This is a genomic window from Sphingopyxis alaskensis RB2256, from assembly GCF_000013985.1.
In the GTDB taxonomy this organism is placed as follows: domain Bacteria; phylum Pseudomonadota; class Alphaproteobacteria; order Sphingomonadales; family Sphingomonadaceae; genus Sphingopyxis; species Sphingopyxis alaskensis.
Window position 1 is genome coordinate 1,636,894 of record NC_008048.1, and the last position, 19,701, is coordinate 1,656,594.

Here is a 19,701-nt window from a genome sequence, read left to right on the forward strand (position 1 = left end):
GTATCCTACCAGTGACAGATGACCGCGAAAAGCATGGGTGCCCGGCCCGTAACCACCGGTTGCCGACTAGATTTCCAGCTTGCGACGGAAATAGGCGATCGTGCGGTCAAGACCTTCATCAAGTTCGACCGTCGGCTCCCACCCCAGTTGCGCCTTCGCCCGGCTGATGTCGGGCTGCCGCTGCAACGGGTCGTCCTGGGGCAGAGGTTGACGCACGAGCTTCGACGCGCCGCCGACCTTGGACAATATCTTCTCCGCAAGTTCGAGAATCGTGAACTCGGCAGGATTACCGATATTTATAGGTCCGTGGACGTTCGGCCCGGCGTCCATAAACGCAACGAAAGCCGAGATCAGATCGTCAACGTAACAGAATGACCGGGTCTGTGAGCCGTCGCCGTAAATCGTGATGTCTTCGCCGTGCAGCGCCTGAACGATGAAATTGGAAACGACGCGGCCGTCGGCCGCGTGCATCCGGGGTCCATAGGTATTGAAGATGCGGGCAATCTTTATGTCCAGCTGGTGCTGCCGATGATAATCGAAGAACAGCGTTTCCGCGCAACGCTTGCCTTCATCATAGCAACTGCGAATACCAATGGGATTGACATTTCCCCAATAGCTTTCCTGCTGCGGGTGCATCGTCGGGTCACCATAGACTTCGCTCGTCGATGCCTGAAAGATCGGCACCTTCAGCCGCTTGGCAAGGCCCAGCATGTTGATCGCGCCGTGGACGCTCGTTTTGGTCGTTTGCACGGGATCGTGCTGATAGTGAATTGGCGATGCCGGACATGCGAGATTGAAGATCGCGTCAACCTCGACAAACAGCGGAAAGCAAACGTCGTGCCGCATGAATTCGAACAGGGGATTTCCCGCCAGATGGTCGAGGTTGCTCTTATCGCCTGTGAACAGATTATCGACGCAAAGAACTTCGTCGCCGCGGGCCAGCAAGCGGTCCACAAGGTGCGAGCCCAGAAAACCGGCCCCGCCTGTAACCAGGACGCGCCGACGTCCAAATTTCGTTTTCTGCACAGCAAGCTCCCGAAGAGAAAGGCGGCTCTCTATGGCATGGCCCGAAAGCTGTCCAGCGGGAGGATGGTAACTGGCTGCTACGGCACGACGATTCGTCAACGCCGCATGGACAGGCCATTCAAACTGCACTACGGATCACCGCCCGACCGGCAGTGTCCCGGTGAATGACCCTTTGACGAAGCGCCGATATCCTGCTGGAGCGACCGTGAGTTACGCCGACAAACGCCGCAGAATCGGCCTTATCGTCGACCATCCGACGCGCGACCTGCCTGGCATGGTCCTGCTCGGCTTTCATTTGGCGCGCCACGACATCGAAACCGCACTGATCCCGATGTATCAGCAGGGCATCGACGTGCCCCTCCTCGATCTAGATGCGCTCGTCATGAACTTCGCGCGCCCCGTGAACCTGCCTCTTGCGCGGCAATATCACGCGCTGGGAACCAAGCTGTTCGTGCTGGATACCGAAGGCGGCGTACTATCAAGCGAAGGCAGGGCATCTCCCGAAGCAATCGCCGACTACACCGCAACGAGCGGCTTCTCGGATCTGTTGTCAGGCTATTTCTTCTGGGGCGACCGGCTCCGCAGCGCCTTCGACAAGGCTGCCGTTCTGCCGACGGATCGGCTATTCCTGACCGGCTGCCCTCGCTTCGATTTTTACACTGGCATTCTGCGCGAATGCAACCCGCCGAAGCGACGCGGCCACATATTGGTCAACACCAACTTTCCGATGGCGAATCCGCGTTTCATCGATGGGCGCAACGACGACCGCGCAGCGCTCCAGGAGCTTGGTTTCGACGCAAGCTATGTCGACGCACTCCTGTCGGAGAACCGCCGGATCATGGCGGCGATGATCGCGCTGGTTGACGATCTGGCCCGCGATCTGCCGGGCAACCAGATCGTTCTGCGCCCGCATCCTTTTGAACGGTTCGAAACCTATGAGTCGCATTTTTCGGGCCGCAGCAATGTTTTGGTCGACGGGGAGGGCCCGGTGCTGGATGCGCTGAACGGCGCCCGTGCCCTTGTCCACCTCAATTGTGGCACCGCGGTTGAGGCGTTGATGTCAGATGTCGCGCCGCTGACGCCAGACTGGATCAACAGCGACTTCATGCGCCGACACGTCGAACTTCCCTCCCGTGCCAGCCATTCGGTGGGCTCCTATGCAGAAATGCTGGACCTTCTGCGATCCGACGTGCCGGGGCGCGACATCGATCTCCCCGGATTGTATCGCCGCGTTGCCCAGCCTTATTTTCACCTTAACGACGGCATGGCCGCGCAGCGCGTCGCCGCGATCCTGGCCCGGAAGGTCAACCGGGCGGTCGGCAACCACAGAAGCATGCGAATCGCGTTGAACGGTTCGCACCTGCGCCCCAGCCTGCATCAGAAAATCCAGGCGCTTGTTGGCAATCTGGCGGGGACGGCAGTGGTGCGCGATCTGCGGGCACGGTCAAAGGCATCCCGAAAGGCGAAGATTTTTCGCGCGCGCGATGTTCAGCCGCTGCTCGACCGTCTAGGTGATCTGCTCGGTCATTCCGGGTCGCAGGCGGCAAGCGCCACCCATCCCTTCACCGGGCTTCCGCTGGCCAGCGTCATCATGACACCGAGGGCAGCGTGCTGACTTCCATTTCCTTTGTTTTTACAGCGCTGTTCCTCTTCCTGCTGTGGAAAAAACAGCGGCCGATCTTCTTTGCCGGATTCTTCATCCTGTTCGGCCTGATTTATCGCATCGTCGATGCCGTCTATCTCGATCTTGCCGGGCCGGTCTATGCTATCGAACTGGAACGCTATATCGGCGGCAACGGAGCCGCACCCGCGTTCATATTGTCCTGCTTTGCTTTCTTCCTGCCGCTGGCCGTGCTGCTCCGTCGGGACAGGTTGACAAGGGGGATTCCGGGACTGCAGCCTGAGACACCCTATCACGCCCTGCTTCGCAAGGGCGCGTTCGCCGGGCTCTGCGCGCTGATTCTGTTTCTTTATGTCGACATGGTGCGGATCGGGACGATCCCGCTGTTTTCAGGTATGGACCGCCTCGAATATTCGCGGGTTGCCGGCTATCTGCACGGCCCTGCGTATGAGATGAACTTCCTCATCAGTTCGACCATTGGCGTGTTTGCCTTTCTGCCGCGCCTGTTCGGCAAGCAATATTCCCTGAGCTTCATCGGCTTGATGGCAGCGCTGCTATGCTATTGGGCGCTGACCGGGAACCGCTTTTCGCCTTTCTTCGTCACGTTGAGCTTTTTCTTCATTCCCTATGCCGCGATCGTCGCGCTGGAAAGCGCCGGCGCGATCCGCCGGGAATCGATGAGGAACGTATGGAGTGTCCTTGTATCATCGCGCGTCCTGCTGCTGCTGGGCGGGCTGGCGGCGAGCGTGGCGATCGTCGGCCTGATATTCAACAGCTATTATGATGTGCGCAATTATGCCGACCCCTTCTTCCATATAAAGCAGCGTGTGCTTGTCCAACCCATCCAGATATGGGCGTCAGCGTGGGATAGCATCCGTTTCGGCCTGGCCGAACGGATTAACTGGCTGGCAATCGATCAGGTGCTGATCAATCCTGCGCGCCCCGAAGGCAATACAACCATATACTATCTTATGGAACGCGAGCTGGGCTTTTTCCGCGCGGAAGAACTGATCGAGGCGGGACAGCAATATGCTGGGGGTTATCCGGAGATATTCTTTCTGCTGTTCGGCGTCCTGCCGGCTATCCCGCTGATGATCCTGTTTGGCACGGCGACCGTCTTCGTCCTGTATTGCGCGGTCAGGTCTTTCGCCCGGGGCCGCCCCCTCACCTGCATCATGGCGCTCTATGTCTTTTACGGGTTCAGCCTTTGCTACATCGGCGGCATGCTGAACTTCATCATTGCGCCCACCTTTCTGGTCAAGCTGGCCTTGCTATGGGTCGTCTGGATCGCCGAAAAATATTTCATCGCGCGCGGCGCATCGTCGGTCCGCGCCTTTCCGGCGACCGGGAGAGCGCGTCCCGGTCGCCCTTCGCCTTATTGAGTTTACGATCCCATGACAATTGTTCCGATCATCACGACCCTTGCAGAATATCAGACACGATTCTGGGCGCTCGTCGGGGAGGATTTGCGCGCGCGCGGCTTTGCGCCACATTTCGTGTCGTTCGACGACCGCTCGTGCGACATGCTGAACAGCCGGGGTTTCGCAGTCACCGCCGCCAATGATGTCGCGCGGCCGCCGGCGAGTGAGCTCGAAGCGGTGCTTGACCGTGCGGGCGTGACGAACCTCGCCTACTGGACGTCGCACGAACGCTTCGCGTTCGTGCGGTCGGATGATGAGGCGATGAGGGCGAAACTCGCGCGCAGCATCGTCGCGGCACAATCGGCCATTGCCGACGCGCAGCGAAACGGCCAGCCGGTCATGGTCCAGGAGGTCGGCGGCTTCCTGTCGGTCATCGGATCGTGGTTTGCGGCGCGTAGCGCCGGAATCCGCCACTTTTTCATCGAACCCAGCTTTTTTCGCGGTCGGCTGCTGTTCCGAGAAGGCGATTTTGCCGCCCCCGTGATACCGGCGGACGCACGCGCCGATCATGGGGCTGACTTTTCGGCATATCTGCAAAAAACGCTGGCCGACGGGCAGATCGTCATCCCGAAAAAGGATGCCCACCATTATAATGCAGCGTGGAAAAAGGTGCTCAATCTCAGGAATGCGCGGCGCTTTGCCGAAAAGGCCTATGACAAGTATATTCTCGGCAAGCGGCAGGAGTTCGGCTTCATCGGGCAGCACGCCGCAACGCATGTGAAGGCGCTCGTGAACTCGCGTAAGCTTGCAGGCCATTATACGCCGCTCGATGATATCGATGATTTCCTGTATTTTCCGCTGCATGTGCCGGGCGATATTGCGCTGACGCTCCGGTCGCCCGAATATCTGGATCAGCTGGCGCTCGTCGACTATATCTGCCGTCACCTTCCCGACGGAGTGCGGCTGGCGATCAAGGAGCATCCCGCGATGGTCGGCATGATGCAGCCGGACCGGCTCAAGGCCATGCTCCGGCGCTACCCGCGCCTGGCGCTGATCGACCCCGGCACCAACAATTATGCGGTCATGCGGCGGGCGAAGGGGGTTGTGACGATCAATAGCAAGACGGGCGCGGAAGCGGGCCTCATCGGTTTGCCCGTCATCGTGCTCGGCGATGCATTCTATCGCGAGGCCCCTTTCGCCCACGCCCTCGACAATCTGGTCGACCTGCCCGCGGCGATGCAAAAGCTGGTTGATGGCGAAGCCAGCTGTTCTGCCGGCCCGGCCCGGCTCGACTGGTTCGCGGGTGCCTGGGAACTCAGCCGACCTGGCGAGCTTTATGTGACGGGCGCCGATGAGGTGCGGACCTTCACCGACACGCTGACGTCATATCTGCGCGCCTGAAAAGGCGCGATCCCATTGATTTCTTCCGGCTGACACAAGGCATCATGTCCGACAATCTCGTTTCAATCATCACCCCCGCCTATAAGGCCGCCGACATCATTGCGGAGACGATTTGTTCGGTCCAGTCGCAAACCCATCGTGAGTGGGAAATGCTGATTGCCGAGGATTGCGGTCCTGACGAAACGCGCGCGATCGTTCGCGAGTTCGCCCGCGCCGACCCCAGGGTCAGGCTGCTCCAAATGCCGGTCAATGGCGGGCCGGCAGCCGCGCGCAATCTGGCGCTGTCCACGGCAAAGGGCCGGTGGCTTGCCTTTCTCGACAGCGACGACCTGTGGCTTCCCGAAAAGCTGGAGCGCCAACTGGCCTTTCATCGCACCCGCGACGACGCCGTGATCAGCTTTACCGGTTTCCGGCGCATCAACGCCGAGGGAAGCGAGACAGGGCGATACATCGGCGTGCCGCCTGTGATGGATTACAGGGCGCTGCTGGGAAACACGGCGATCGCCACCTCGACCGTCATCGTCGACCGGCAACAGTCGGGCGAGTTCAGAATGCAGAAGACCTATTATGACGATTTCGCATGCTGGCTGGCGCTGCTGCGTAAGGGAAAAGTTGCAATCGGGCTGGACGAGGACCTGATGCGCTATCGCGTCATGGCGCAATCGGTCAGCCGGAACAAGGGCAACAGCGCAAGGCAGGTCTGGCTTGCCTATCGCAATATCGAGAAACTGTCGCCCTTGGCCGCCGCATGGTATTTTGCCCAATATTCGGCACGCGCCTTCCTGAAATATCGCAGATTCTGACCAGTTATCCAAGATCAGGGAATCAGAAGTGCTCGTTCGATCACGTCTGCTGCGGGATCTGCTCTGAAAAAGGCCCGGCGCGGTTCCGGAAAAACGCGCGGCGGCGCAAAATAGGTTGCCGTATACATCAGCCGCTGGTGCCCTTCCGCTACACGGCTGCCCATGTGCAGACAGCGCGACGTTTCGACCATGAAGCATGTGAACCGCGGCCCCACAATTTCCCGTTTTGCACTGGCGACGTTGATGCTGGTCGGTAGCTGATCGTCGCGACGATGGCTTTTTAACGAAAAGCCGAGCCTGTCCGAAATCTGGGCGGGAAGGAACGAGAAGGGGCCATCCTCGACCGTGTTCACGTCGGTCAGATAGACAAACAATTTTATCACCCGAACATCGTCATGATCACGATGCCAGAGTTGCGAATAGGCCGGTTCGCCCGCCATCGGCAAAGAATGGGTGACCGTCACATAATCAAGACGGGGGACCATGCCGAACAAGCGCGTCAAAAGCCGCACGATTTCGCTCTGCAAGGCAAATCGCGCATAGAAATGGCTGGACGGCAACTGGCCATCCTCCATTGCACGCTCCACAAGGTGTGCCCAAAGACTGCCTTTGCCGCTGACGAAGATCCGCTCCGAAGCGTCATCCGCCGCGATGAGTTGTTCGGTCGCCTCCAACAGTCGGGTACGCAGCTCCGTTGAAACATAATCATCGAGCAGGACAAAGCCATCGCGTTCGAAGTCAGCCACAATCTTCTCGACATGATCGTCGGCTGGAAATAGTTCCGCGAGCCGTCGGCGATGAGAAATATCTCCCTGCCCCGCCAGCCGCTTGATCGTCTTTACCCCATGCCTGAGCGGCGACCGGTTGATATGCCACAGCACCCGTTTCGACAGCGACGCCATAGTCCATTCCCTTCTCGATAGAATTGCCGGCCTTATACCCATATGCTCATGCGTTCCTGTTTTGCGCCAGCGACCGAATATGTTGCCAAAGCCTGGCGCGCTCGTCAGGTTTGATCATCAACGCAATGAGCATCACCGTCCAGATCACGCTGACGCCGGTCAGAATCAGGACCAGTTCCGCCAAATCCGGTGCAGGAGCGGCCGCCCGGCACAGAAGCGAAACCCCCAGCGAACTGACAAAGATAATCAAAAGCCAGCGGAACAGGCCATTTCCCATTCCAAGATCGCGCCGGATCAGGTCGATCTGGAAAGGATAAACGGCGATGACGCTGGCAACCTGGCCGATCACGAAACTCCAGGGCGACACGAGCGGCAGCAGCACCAGCGACAGGCCGATCTGCAGCGTGACCTGGATCAGCGCCAGACGGTTCAGTCGCCTGACCGCATCATGCCTGGCCAGCAGCATCGAACCGCCAAAGCTTGTCGATACACCGAGCAGGGGCACGAAAAGCATCAGGCTCAGCCAGACCCAATGGGGTTCGATCGCGCTCCCCAGCCAATGGTGAATGATCGGTCTGGCAAATGCCATGGCCATGACGGTCGCCGGCGCGAACAGCACGAAAGCCGTCAACGTCCCCACCAGTCCGAGTTTCGACACGGCCGCGGCTTCGCCCCCGGCCTGCAGGCGCGCCGCCAGGGGCACGACCGTGCTGCTGGTCAGCGAAAAGATCGACTTGGCGAACCGCGGAATCCGGACGATCGCATCGAACAGGCCGACGGCCGCCGGTCCGGCGAGGAAACCGAGAAGGGGGGATGCCATCTGCGTCTGCATGACGCCGAGCAATTTGTTCGACAGCATCGTGCGGGACCAGGCGAAGATTTCCCGCCGCGTCGTCCGGTCATATCGAGCCAGCCGAAGGCCGCTTTCGCGACACAGGCCGACCGCAAAGAGGGTGGCCATGGCGGCACGCAGCACGACTCCCGCCAGAAAGGCCATGCATATGGCGTTGGCATCATGGCCGCGATCGACGAGGATCAGCGCTGCGATGCCGAACGTCAGCGCAGAGGCGACTTCGCAGCTGCGTAACTGTCCGAAACGTTCAAACCCCTTGATGATCCCTTCGGCAACCAGCGAGAGGAACAGAAAGGGAAGCATTGCGGCGGTCACCCGCAGAACACCCGCAAAACCATGCCGCTGCGCGGACGGGATCGACAGCCAGCCTGCAATATGGTCCGCCGCCAGGGCGACTGCGCCAGCCGCGGTCAGGGACACCGCAAGCGAAATGACACAGAGTACGGTGATGCCCTGTGCCGCGCCGAGCCAGTTGCCGCTCGCACGGGCGTTTGCAACCAGGCGGGTGCTGTTTTCCCCGACGCCGAGATCCAGAAATCCGAAAGCCGCGCTCGGGAGGAAAATGCGCGCCAGAATGATTTGGCCATAGCCCACCACGCCATAGGCCGCGATCAGAACGGGGGCCAGCAGCAGGCCAATCAGGCTCACGATGAAATAGGCAACGCCGGTCAGCGCGACATTACGGGCCAGAGAAGCGAACATCGTCCGATGCGGTCAGGCGACCCGGTTCGCCCGGCGGGCGCGTGCGACAGCCGTGCGAAGCGCCTCTGCAACCCGGTCGACCTGCGCCGCCGTCATGCTGGAACCTGAGGGCAGGCACAGGCCGCGCGAAAAAATGTCCGCTGCAACGTCGCGGTTGCCCCCGGCCGTCACATAACGACAGCCGGCGAAGATCGGCTGCATGTGCATGGGTTTCCAGACATGCCGCGCCTCTATGTCGAGCTTGGCAAGATCCGCGATCAGATCGCCGGGATCCAGCCCGTCGGCCAGCGTTGCCGTCGTCAGCCACCGGTTGGACTGGCTACCTGCAAACTCCGGCATCCAGACAAAGCTTTCCACATCCGCCAGCGCCTCGCGATAGCGGTCGAAAACGGCACGGCGCGCGGCGACGCGCTCTTCCAGCCGGGCAATCTGACCGCGCCCAATTCCTGCCAGAACGTTGCTCATCCGGTAATTGAAGCCCAGTTCGACATGCTCGTACCAAGGCACGTCCTCGCGCGCCTGCGTCGCCAGCTTGCGGGCGTGCGCCGTGATCTCCGGGTCGTCGGCGACCAGCATGCCGCCACCCGATGTCGTGATGATCTTGTTGCCGTTGAAGCTGAAAATGCCGACGCGGCCAAAACTACCGCAGGACCGGCCCCGAAGGGTCGATCCGAGCGATTCGGCGGCATCCTCGATCACCGGGACGCCATATCGGTCACATATCGGCAACAGGCGATCATAATCGGCGGGCTGGCCATAAAGATCGACGATGATCACGGCCTTGGGCATGTGCCCTTCGCGCCGGCATTCCTCCAGTGCCCTTTCCAGCGCCACGGGGCACATGTTCCAGCTGCCGTCTTCGGAATCGACGAAAATGGGCTCGGCCGCCTGATAGAGGATCGGATTGGCGCTCGCCGCAAAGGTGAACGAAGAGCAAAGGACCCGGTCGCCCGCCCCTACCCCCAGCAGAATGAGCGCGAGATGGATCGCCGCGGTTCCCGACGAAAGGGCCGCCGCGCTGGCAACGCCAGTGGCTGCCGCAACCTCGCGCTCGAACGCATCGACATTGGGGCCCAGAGGCGCAATCCAGTTCGATTCAAAGGCTTGGCGAACGAAATCCATTTCATCGCCGCTCATGTGCGGGGCGGACAGGAAAATACGGGTCGCAAGGTCGCGACGCAGATACAGGCCCACAACCCGCCCCGCGCCGTCCAACAGCGGCAGCTGGTCGATCGAATGCCTGTCCATCAGCGCCAGCGCCGCTTCGTCGCCGATGCCGTCGGGGGCGGTGATCGACGTCGAATCGCGCACATGGTCGATCGGCGAATCGAGCGTGAGCCCCGCGATCAGCAAACGCCGGATGTCGCCGTCAGTTACCGTCTGAAGAAAACGCCCCGATGCATCGACATGCAACAGAATGCCCAGCCCCGTTTCGTTCAGGCGGCCCAGGGCATCGCGCAGGAGCGTACCGCTTTGCAGCAGCAGACCGTCGACCTGTCGTTGGGGACCACTCACAACAGGAACTCGTCGAGTGGTCGGCGGTCGGTCGCGGGGTTTCCGAGCCACAGGCTGTTGGCGGGAACATCCTTGGTCAGCGTGCTTCCCATGCCGATCATGCACCCCTGCCCCAGCATCAGCCCCTGCCGGATGCAAGCCCCCGTTCCGATTTCGACCCCCGCACCCGCCGTGACCGCCCCCGAACAGGCGACCAGCGGCGCCAGGGTACAGAAATCGCCCAGTTCGGTGTCATGCCCAACCGTGGTGTTCAGATTTATGATCACATGCCGCCCAATCCTTATCTGCGTCGTGATGGACACATTCGCGCAGATGAGACTGCCCTCGCCGATCGACACATAGCCGGACAGGGCGGCGCTGCGATGCACCACAGTGCCGAAGCGGGGATTTCCGGCTGCCATCATGCGACGAACCACGGCCTGTCGTGACCGCGGGGCGCCAATGGCGACCAGGAAATGATGGTCGGCGAAGCGGGGCCAGTCGTCGACCCTGCCAAGCACCGGAACATCGCAGACCGAACCTCCCTGCAACGCTTCATCATCGTCCAGAAAGCCCGCCACGTCCCAGCCCTCGCGCGATTCGCGCGCAGCCCAGAGCGCCTCGCGGCCCAGCCCCCCTGTTGCGACAATGATGATCTTTGGTGCAGCCACTGACGAACCCCTAGTATGAAATGGTCTTCATGCGCAGTGCGGAAGCCGAAAAATCGGTCTTTTCCAGTATTTCGCAAATTCTGATGTCGGCATGCGGATCGCCATAGACATTGCGCAGCCCCTGCGGATCGAAACCGATCGCTTTCTCTATCGCCCGGCCGATAGCACCGCTTTCGGGCGGCGCGTCAAAGACATTCGCGCTGCGCAGCCTGCCAAACTGCCTGTCCCCGACATTGACGACGGGCGTTCCGAACGTCGCCGCCTCAACGATGCCACTGGACGAATTGCCGATCAGGAAACGACATTCTGCAAGCAATGCCAGATAATCCGCTCGCGGCATATGATCAATCGTCGTGAGCTGTCCCGCATCGCGCATCGCTTCGATCTCGGTTCGGATCGACGTCGTGCCATGATCGGCGTTCGGCATCAGCGCCACATATCGGAAAGGCAATCCCGCCAGCGCGTCGAACATGGCCCGCCATTGCGCCCCTGCCTCGGCAGCCTGCTGAACCACAGGATGGAAAAGGACCAGAACAAAGGATTCCTCGTCATCGATTCCATAACGGTTCCGGACCATCGCCGCCGTCGCGCGATCTGGCTTCTTCAGCCCGACAAGCCCCGGCGCACCCACATCGAATATCCGGTCGGGGTCCTCGCCCATGCGGATCAGCCGCTGACGCGCATCCTCGTTCGAAACACAGTGGATATGCGCCAGCTTGGAAATGGCGTGACGGATGGATTCGTCGACCGATCCCGATCGGTCGCCTCCCGCGACGTGGACGATCGGCACGTCGGCAAAAAGGCCGGCTGTGGCGGCGGCCAGCATCTCCCCCCGATCGCCCAGCAATAACAGCACATCGCAAGCTGTTTCTGCCAGATAGTCGGCAACGGCGCAGGTAATCAGCCCGGTCGACACCCCCATGCCGTGCCCGCTGTCATCGTCGATGGGAACGGGAATCCGACGCCCGATCTTCAGGCCGGCGGCTTCGACCTCCCGCTCGGTGCGTCCGAAACGGTCCGACAGATGCATTCCCGTGACCAGCAGTTCCAGTTCAAGGTGCGGCGAACGATCGATTGCGCGGAGGGTAGGAAGCATCAGCCCGAAGTCGGCCCGCGTTCCGGTCAGATAGACGATGCGTTTCGGACTGGTCACCCGATATCATCCTCGCACAGCTTGCTGCCCCGCGCGATGTCGCGCGCCGCCGTGCGCGCAAAGAGCCAGTCCGCCCGTTCGGGACCGATGCCGTCGCCGGGACGCAGAAAGGCGATGGTCGTGGCGTCGAGCCTGTCACCCCTATTGATGTCGGTCAGCGCAAATGCGCTGCGACGAACCAGCGCGCGCGTCGGAAGCTCGAGCGGCGCGGGCCGCTTTACGCCATCGCCAAGCGCAACTTCGACATTGCGAATGGCATCGACCATCGCGCGCAGTTGCGCCGGTTCCAGCGACGCCGCGTGATCGGGGCCGTGATCGCGGCTGTTTTCGGTAAAATGCTTTTCGATCACCGCCGCGCCACGCGCGACCGCCGCGACCGCAATCTCTATGCCCAGGCTGTGATCCGAATAGCCGACCGGCACATCGAGCGCCGCAGCCAGCGTATCCATGGCACGCAGATTCACGCTGGCGGCCGGCGCCGGATATTCGGAGGTGCAGTGAAGGACGACGAGGTCTCCCGGTGACATTGCGATGCCTGCCGCGCTTTGCGCCGTGCGTATCCAGTCGACCGCCCTCACGACCTCCGCCATCTCGGCCATGCCGGTCGATAGGATGATGGGCCGACCCGAGCCTGCAACCTTGTCAATCAGCGGTTTGTTGACAATTTCGCCCGAGGCGATCTTGATCCGCCGCATTCCCAGGCCCAGCAGCATATCGACCGCCCAAGGCGCAAAGGGCGTCGACATGAACTCGATCCCGCGCTCGGCGCAATGGCGCGCAAGTCTTTCGTGCGCGGCATCGTCCAGCTCGAGCGCCCGGATCATCTCATATTGCGTGCCCGCGCCCGTTTGACGTTGTTGATAGGCGGCCTTGGCGGCGTCGGGCGTGACCACCTCGTCGGTTCGGAATGTCTGAAACTTGACCGCATCGGCTCCGGCCTCGACGGCGATATCGACAAGACGCAACGCCTTGTCGAGCGATCCGTCGTGGTTGACGCCCGCTTCCGCGATAACGAATGTCCGTTCGACGGACCGCTCGCCGCTCACCATGTCGTCAGCCCTCCGTCAACCACGATGTTCTGGCCATTGATGTAGGACGCGCCATCGCTGGCGAGAAACAGCATGGCGTCCGCAATCTCTTCGGCTTTCGCCATGCGTCCCATCGGCACACGGGCAGAATATCGGTCAACAAAGGTTTCGTTCTGGCCGCTGTAAACGCCGCCTGGCGTCACGGCATTGACGCGCACGCCCTTTGGACCCCAGTAGGTGGCAAGATATTTCGTCAGTCCCCACAGCCCCGCCTTTGCCGCGCTGTAAACCGCTGGTGAGTTGATGGCGCGGCCTTCATATTGGGCGCCGTCGTAAATGCGCTGATCCGGCCCGACGATGCCATAGATGGAAAGCGTATTGACGATTGTTCCCTGCCCCCGCGCCGCCATTTGCGCGCCGAAATGCTGGCAGCACAGCATCGCCGTGGTCAGGTTCATCGCCATTACCTCATTCCATTCGTCCAGCGGAAAATGTTCGAATGGCGCAAAGATATTCTGCGTCTTGCCGGCTACGTTGTTGAACAGGGCATCGACCGGCCCGTGCTCCGCACCGACGTTTTCGGCCAGTTCCGCGACCTGCCGCGGGTCGGTCAGGTCGCAGGGCATGGCGAACGCCGCTGCCTTGTCATCCCCCAGCGCTTCCCGCGCCGCAGTCAGGGCCTGTTCGCACCGGTCGACCATCACCAGACGCGCACCGTTGCGAACGAACAGGCCGGTCGCGACACGTCCGATGATGCCGCCCGCGCCGGTGAGCACCACCAGCTTTCCTGAAAGCGGACGATCCTTGCTCATTGCTCCAGCCTTTCGCGCATCAACAGTTCGACCAGTTTGAAATCCAGTTCGGAATCGATGTCGATGGACCTTTCACGCGGCATGACGTGCAGGCGCGGTTCACTGTCCCAAAGGACATTGCCCAGCGCATGACGCTTCCACACATAGATGGACGCATTCATCGCATAGACCGGGGGTGCCGCCTGGCGCGCAACCACATGCCCCGATTCCGACCGCTTCGAAATGCGGGCAATCCCGGTTTCGTCCAGCTCGACCATATTGAAATATGGATTTTTTTCCGCCTCAAAAGCCGTAATCACCGCTTCGGCACCGGCATCGACCAGATCGAGGCAGGCATCGATGTCGGATGGCAGTCGCAGTGGTGACGTCGGGTCCAGATCGACGATCCGGTCCACGCCATAGCCTTCAGCCTCGACATGTTCGACCAGATGCCGGATCACCGGTATCTTTCCGGCCGTATCGGTTGCCAGCTCCGCGGGGCGCAGGTAGGGAAGGCTTGCCCCCGCCGCGCGCGCAATGTCGGCGATCGCTTCGCTGTCGGTCGACACGAAAACATGGTCGATGCGCGAATGCGCCAGCGCCATTTCGATCGTATGGACGATCAACGGCTTGCCGAGCAGCGGGCGGATATTCTTTCCCGGCACTCCGCGCGATCCTCCGCGTGCGCAGATCGTACAGATGGTGTTCAATTCCGGTCCCCGCCCTTGTCGACATATTCATGGGCCGCGATCGCCAGCCGGGTGGCCTTCAACCCCTCTTTCAGCGGCAGCCGCGTCGTGCCGTGCCCATGCGCCGCATCCAGCAACTCGGCAAGCTCGCTCTGATAGGCCGCATCGGTCGACACGGTATCGACCAGCCTTTGCTCTTCGTTGCCGGGCGTTTTCAGCGAAAGCGTCGCCGCCCGGAAATCGAGCACTGCCGTTGCATCCTCGCCGACGATCTCGATCCCGCGCGTCGGAGTGCGCGACACATAATCGAGAGCCACCTCGACCGGTAGCCCGTCGGCTGCGCGCAGATGGAGCAGGGCGACGTCCTCGCTCGTGATATGCAGCGAGCTTCGCCGGTCGCGCATGACATGGCGCAGTTCGCAATCCCCAAAGAGCATCACGGCCAGATCCAGCTCATGCACAAGGTCGAAAATGACTCCGCCGCCGCGCTCCCGCGAGGCCGAATAGGATGTCCGATAATCGCTACCGGGGCGCCAGTCGGGCAGATATTGCCCGCATTCGAAGCGAGCACGGATCAGCCTGCCCAGCCGCCCTTCATCGATCCAGCGTTTGAGCTGGACCACCATGTCCGTAAACCGCAGGACACAGCCCACCTGCGTGGGCGGCAGGTCAGCGCAGGACAAGCTTTCAAGATAGGCGCAATCCTCCGCCCGGATCACGACCGGTTTTTCGATGAGCGTCGGAACCCCCGCGGCGAGCAGCCCCGGCAGCGTGTCGAAATGGCGGTCCGAAGGCGAAGCGACGATCGCGATCGTCGGACGCCATTCGATCGCCCCCTCCAGCGCGTCGAAAAGCTGCGCCTGCATGGCGGACGAAAAATCGTCGTGTCGCGCCTCGTGACGGAAAAACGCCAGTTGCGCACCGGGGGCCAGTTTCTTCAGATTTGCCACATGCCGCCGACCGATCGACCCTGTCCCGATGACAAGGCATCGCGGCGGCCCGGCATCGGTCAGAACCATTGTTCGAGACGGTCGAGCGCCTGCCAGAAACCTGCGCCGTCATCCTTGTGCCCTTGCCATATCTCAGGAATGAAGCTGGCATCGGGCGCCGTTTCGCGCAGGACATCGGCGACCATGGCGAAATCGACCGTGCCATCGCCGATCTGCAGGCCTTCGCCGTCGACCCCCGCTGCATCAACGATATGCATATGGCATGTGTACGGCCCAACCTGTCGCAGAAGTTCCTGAAAACTGGTCTTCAGATGCGTCGCCGCCAGCGCCGAATGCGACACGTCGAGGCAAATCCGGTATCCATGTTCCGAACAGAAACGCACGATGTCCTCTGCGGACAGGAAGAGGTTATGGTAGCGCTGCCCACCGAAATGCCACGGATAGGGCGGCATCGTCTGCGGAATTATCTCCACCCCTTCCTTGTCGAGCCGCGACAGGGCATCGGCGATGCGGTCATACATCGCAGGTCGCCGTTCCGCGGTAATCGGACCGTCCGCGGAAAATCCGCCCGCGTTGATGATGATCGGCGGACGAGCCGATTTCGTGAAATGGGGTTTCAGCGTCCGTGTGATGTCAATCACGCGCTGCAATTCGTCGATCGAACGCTGGCGATAGACATCATCCTCCGAACACAGATCCATGATATGGTCGCCGGCAAACAGTTCGGGACTATGCACAACGAGCGCAATATCGAACGTTGCGCCGTCCAGCATCCGGACCGGATCCAGCTCCATGTCCTTGTAGCTCAGATGGAACTCGACAAGATCGAGATTGGTGGCGCCGATCATCTTCTGCAGGTCATGGTAGCGCACAGGCACGCCGAAAGGGCGGTCGAACCGGTAATCACGCGCGCTGGCGACCGCGTCCGCGAGGTCGCTCTGGAAGAAAAAATCTCCCTCTATCATATCCCGCTTTGCGATCCGTCCGACCAGCTCGGCACGAAAATAGGGTTGCAGCCCCTGGCCCGGACTGCGGATCTGGATGTCCTCGTCGGCAATCTGCTGCCCCGCCCGGATCGGCCGCGCGGCAACCAGACTCTTTGCCAGGACTTCGCGATTCATCATTTCACCCTGGGTGATGCCGCGCGCGCCACCATAACCCATGGCCTCCTCGACTTCGCGGATGGCGCGCACCATCGCCGAGAACTCGTCGGGCAGCAGGCTGACCCGATGATCATTTCCTTCCATCCCCCGATCGACGGTAAAGTGCTTCTCTATAACCTTTGCCCCCATCGCGACGGCCGCCACGGGAATGAAATATCCCCGCTCGTGCCCCGAATATCCGACAACCCCGCCCGAAAGTTTCTCCAACCTGCGGATATAGGCCAGATTAATATCCTTGAACGGCGCCGGATAGGTCGAATTGCAATGCAGCAGAACATAGGGCGCCGTGTGGCGCTTCAGGACGGCAATCGCGTTTTCGATCTCGCCTTGGGTCGACATGCCGGTCGAACAGATCAGCGTCTTTCCCGTTCGCGCCATCGCGCTCAACAACGGGTGATTGGTCAGATCGGCCGAAGCCAGCTTGTATGCCGGCATGTCATAGGCTTCCAGCCGGGCCAGACTGGCTTCATCCCAGGGCGTGCATAACGGCTGGATACCCAGTTCATGGCAATAATCGAACACCTGGAACATTTCATCGACGGGCAGCTGAAAGCGCGAGAGGAGATCCAGCGTATATTGCGCCCCGAGGTCCGCGCTGGCGTCATCGGAATCGCCCTCATTGCGATACAGGCTCGACATGTCGCGCATCTGGAACTTTGCGCAGTCGGCGCCTGCCTCGACGGCAAGCTCGACCAGCCGCTTGGCGAGTTCGATGCTGCCGTTGTGATTATTGCCGATCTCGGCAATAATGTAGGCCGGACTCTCCGGGCCTATCACCCGGTCGCCGATCCGCACCACCGGCTGCCCCCTGAAGGCGACGGCGCGCAGATGACGTTGCCCGTCGACGATGGGAACGAATGTCACCCGATCCGAAAAAAGATCGTTCAGCTCGTCCTCGCTGGCTCCATCCTTTGCAGCGACAAACTGCTTGTTCGCGACCATTGCCGCGCTGACGCCGAAATCGAACTGGCCGCCGTCGACCAGCCAACGGCGCACATCGCCGTCAGTCAGCACGGCTTCAAGCTTTCCCGACGCCGAAACACACAGGACAAAGCCGCGCTGATTGACGCTGATCTTGCGAAGCGCCGAAACAATGTCTTCCTCGGCAAAGACGATCAGCGGTGCAATATTCCGTTCAATGATCACGTGGAGAGTTCCTGCTTCATCAGCGCTTCGACGATCTCGAAGTCGATTTCGGTGTCGATTTCCCAGCCTTCGCATTCCTGCATCCGGTACAAGGCGATGCGACCTGCCAGGCGGTTGCATTTTTCCATAAAAATGTCCCGCCTGGTCAGATAGATGGAGCCCGTTTCGCGATAATGACGATCGGCTTCCGCAATATCCTGGCGCCGCGGGCGGTTTGTGTAGTCATAGGATGCACGGACGGGGTCCGCCTGCCAGAAGAAGGCGTGACTTTCGACAACCCCGAGCAGGCTGTCGGCCCCCTCCGCCGCGAAGGCGTGCAGCGCGCCGTCGATCGTCCCCGGCAAGCGAAGCGGGGAGGTTGGCTGAAGCAGCAGGATCGCCTCATACCGGCCCTTCATCGCCTCCATCCGCTCAAGCGTATGGAGCATCACCGGCTCGGTTGGAGCTGTGTCCGTCGCCAGTTCGGCCGGACGCAGGAACGGCACCTGGGCGCCAAAGGACCGGGCGACAGCCGCGATGTCCTCCGCGTCCGTGGACACGACGACGTCGGTAACGCCATGTGCGGCGAGCGCCTGCTCGATGCTCCACGAGATCAAGGGCTTGCCAGCCAGCAACCGCAGATTCTTTCCGGGCACGCCCTTTGACCCGCCACGGGCCGGAATGATCGCCAGAACCGACATCAGGACCCTGGGCCCGCAACGCGAGCCGGGGTGCGAGACAGCGTTACTGAGTCGATCAGCGCGGCTGCAGAGTCGAGTTCGGCTCCAATCCCCAGAATGAGCCACTGATAACCGCATCCGGTCGGTGGAACGCTATAATCGAACCGCATCGGGCCCTGCCTGAGCGGCAGGCTCAGCGACGCGCCCTGCCGTTCCTGCTTCTCATCAAGACACAGCATGTTGAACGTCAATCGCCCTTCGGCCGCTTCGACTTCGCGAGCACGCAAGCTGAGGCTGTAGCTGCCGGGACGCGAGCGCATCAGAATCCGCGCAAACTCACCCTGCCGTTCCGGACTGGCAAATATATCGACCTCACGCGCGCCGAGCTCGCGGCCGCCGGCGTCATAATTCTCGGTCAACTGCCAGTCGATCGGCCGGAATGCTCCACCCCCCATCCGCTCGACGGCCTGGCGGGTCGGCGAGTAAACGTCATACACCTTGAACGCCGCGGGATATTCGCGCGCGCTCACCAGAATGTCGATCAATTGCTGCCCATAGCCTTGCGCGCGCGCCGTCGAGCGCGCGGGAATGGCGGAGACGATGTCGGCAACACGCGGCGCGAAGACCGGGTTGTCGATTCCGTATCGGAGCAGACGCTCGATCCACAGCGGATTTTTCGCGACACGACGCCTGATCTGCGCCAGCGCTTCGGGATCGCTCGATGCCTGAAGAATTATCGGCAGGACAAGATCGTCAACCTTCTCGGAAACCGTCAGCGCGCGGTCGAGGTCAGCAAGCCCGGCATCGGCTTCATTATCGAGAAACTTGATCTCCGCCGACTGTACGCCGGCGAGCACGTCGCGGCGTGAAACCCGCAGGGCAAGGTCGAGCAGATGCTTACGCTTCGCCCGGTCTTTTTCCAGGAAAGCCAGTTGGCGTAGCGCTGCGCTGTTCAGTGCGGATTGCGACAGCCCCTCAAGCGCCAGTTCACGGATCGGCGCCGCCTTTTCCGGGGGCAAGGATGGCCCGACGCGGCTGAGAAGTGCGGTCATCGCGGCGGCGGTCGGTGCATCGCGCCCACCAGCTTCGCGAAACTTCTCCTGCGCCGCTGCCAGCATCAGCCGGTCAGCGATCGCCGTGGGCGCCGTGCTGTGCCATGGCACAAGCGCCATTGTCACGGCCGGCTGTCGACCTGAAAAGATGAGCGCGAACGAAAAGGCCGCCGAATAGAGCGCGAGCACCACCCCCACAGCAAGCACGAGCCACCGGCCCGCGCCAAACGATCTCC

The 19,701-nt window shown here is 61.3% G+C and carries 17 protein-coding genes; 4 read left to right on the forward strand and 13 right to left on the reverse strand.

Annotated elements, in window-relative coordinates; translation table 11 throughout:
- Positions 1 to 66 precede the first annotated feature (66 nt).
- A complete protein-coding gene (locus SALA_RS07950) occupies positions 67 to 1,026 on the reverse strand; it encodes a UDP-glucuronic acid decarboxylase family protein (protein WP_011541859.1) in 960 nt (319 codons plus the stop codon).
- Between the two features lie 205 nt (positions 1,027 to 1,231).
- Here SALA_RS07950 and SALA_RS07955 point away from each other — a divergent pair, with 205 nt between their 5' ends.
- From SALA_RS07955 to SALA_RS07970, 4 genes are read left to right on the forward strand one after another with little or no spacing between them, the layout of a single operon-like run.
- Complete coding sequence (locus SALA_RS07955; RefSeq protein WP_011541860.1) at positions 1,232 to 2,641, forward strand: surface carbohydrate biosynthesis protein; 1,410 nt, start codon at positions 1,232 to 1,234, stop codon at positions 2,639 to 2,641.
- The gene (locus tag SALA_RS07960; RefSeq protein WP_011541861.1) at positions 2,635 to 4,029 is read left to right on the forward strand and encodes a DUF6418 domain-containing protein; all 1,395 of its coding nucleotides are present in this window, start codon (positions 2,635 to 2,637) and stop codon (positions 4,027 to 4,029) included. The genes SALA_RS07955 and SALA_RS07960 overlap by 7 nt, the downstream gene beginning before the upstream one ends.
- 12 nt (positions 4,030 to 4,041) lie before the next feature.
- The gene (locus tag SALA_RS07965) at positions 4,042 to 5,409 is read left to right on the forward strand and encodes a hypothetical protein (protein ID WP_011541862.1); all 1,368 of its coding nucleotides are present in this window, start codon (positions 4,042 to 4,044) and stop codon (positions 5,407 to 5,409) included.
- Positions 5,410 to 5,453: 44 nt separating this feature from the next.
- Positions 5,454 to 6,212 carry a glycosyltransferase family 2 protein gene (locus tag SALA_RS07970; RefSeq protein WP_011541863.1) on the forward strand — a complete coding sequence of 253 codons (759 nt, stop codon included), beginning with the start codon at positions 5,454 to 5,456 and terminating at the stop codon, positions 6,210 to 6,212.
- A gap of 14 nt (positions 6,213 to 6,226) precedes the next feature.
- On the opposite strand, the gene SALA_RS07975 is transcribed toward SALA_RS07970, so the two are convergent.
- Genes SALA_RS07975 through SALA_RS08030 form a run of 12 tightly spaced genes read right to left on the reverse strand, consistent with a single transcriptional unit; the run spans position 6,227 to position 19,672 of the window.
- Entirely contained in the window at positions 6,227 to 7,114 is an 888-nt protein-coding gene (locus SALA_RS07975; protein ID WP_011541864.1) for a phytanoyl-CoA dioxygenase family protein, read from the reverse strand.
- Positions 7,115 to 7,160: 46 nt separating this feature from the next.
- Positions 7,161 to 8,669: a lipopolysaccharide biosynthesis protein gene (locus SALA_RS07980; protein ID WP_011541865.1), complete on the reverse strand. Its 1,509-nt coding sequence runs from the start codon at positions 8,667 to 8,669 to the stop codon at positions 7,161 to 7,163.
- A 12-nt stretch (positions 8,670 to 8,681) separates the two neighbouring features.
- Positions 8,682 to 10,289, reverse strand: coding sequence for a DegT/DnrJ/EryC1/StrS family aminotransferase (locus SALA_RS07985; protein ID WP_322785228.1), 1,608 nt, complete (start codon positions 10,287 to 10,289; stop codon positions 8,682 to 8,684).
- A complete protein-coding gene (locus SALA_RS07990; protein ID WP_011541867.1) occupies positions 10,181 to 10,834 on the reverse strand; it encodes an acetyltransferase in 654 nt (217 codons plus the stop codon). Before SALA_RS07990 ends, SALA_RS07985 begins: the two co-directional genes overlap by 109 nt.
- 10 nt (positions 10,835 to 10,844) lie before the next feature.
- Positions 10,845 to 11,987 (reverse strand): UDP-N-acetylglucosamine 2-epimerase, encoded by a 1,143-nt coding sequence (neuC, locus tag SALA_RS07995; RefSeq protein ID WP_011541868.1) that lies wholly within the window; start codon positions 11,985 to 11,987, stop codon positions 10,845 to 10,847.
- Entirely contained in the window at positions 11,984 to 13,036 is a 1,053-nt protein-coding gene (gene neuB / locus SALA_RS08000; protein ID WP_011541869.1) for an N-acetylneuraminate synthase, read from the reverse strand. The genes neuC and neuB overlap by 4 nt, the downstream gene beginning before the upstream one ends.
- Positions 13,030 to 13,827 carry an SDR family oxidoreductase gene (locus SALA_RS08005; protein WP_011541870.1) on the reverse strand — a complete coding sequence of 266 codons (798 nt, stop codon included), beginning with the start codon at positions 13,825 to 13,827 and terminating at the stop codon, positions 13,030 to 13,032. Before SALA_RS08005 ends, neuB begins: the two co-directional genes overlap by 7 nt.
- Positions 13,824 to 14,516, reverse strand: a complete 693-nt coding sequence (locus SALA_RS08010) for a cytidylyltransferase domain-containing protein (protein ID WP_011541871.1) — start codon at positions 14,514 to 14,516, stop codon at positions 13,824 to 13,826. The genes SALA_RS08005 and SALA_RS08010 overlap by 4 nt, the downstream gene beginning before the upstream one ends.
- Complete coding sequence (locus tag SALA_RS08015) at positions 14,513 to 15,514, reverse strand: Gfo/Idh/MocA family protein (protein ID WP_011541872.1); 1,002 nt, start codon at positions 15,512 to 15,514, stop codon at positions 14,513 to 14,515. Before SALA_RS08015 ends, SALA_RS08010 begins: the two co-directional genes overlap by 4 nt.
- Positions 15,505 to 17,829, reverse strand: a complete 2,325-nt coding sequence (locus SALA_RS08020; RefSeq protein ID WP_237700952.1) for an N-acetylneuraminate synthase family protein — start codon at positions 17,827 to 17,829, stop codon at positions 15,505 to 15,507. The genes SALA_RS08015 and SALA_RS08020 overlap by 10 nt, the downstream gene beginning before the upstream one ends.
- Entirely contained in the window at positions 17,751 to 18,434 is a 684-nt protein-coding gene (locus tag SALA_RS08025; protein ID WP_011541874.1) for an acylneuraminate cytidylyltransferase family protein, read from the reverse strand. The genes SALA_RS08020 and SALA_RS08025 overlap by 79 nt, the downstream gene beginning before the upstream one ends.
- Positions 18,434 to 19,672 (reverse strand): hypothetical protein, encoded by a 1,239-nt coding sequence (locus tag SALA_RS08030; RefSeq protein WP_153802663.1) that lies wholly within the window; start codon positions 19,670 to 19,672, stop codon positions 18,434 to 18,436. Before SALA_RS08030 ends, SALA_RS08025 begins: the two co-directional genes overlap by 1 nt.
- Positions 19,673 to 19,701: the final 29 nt, after the last annotated feature.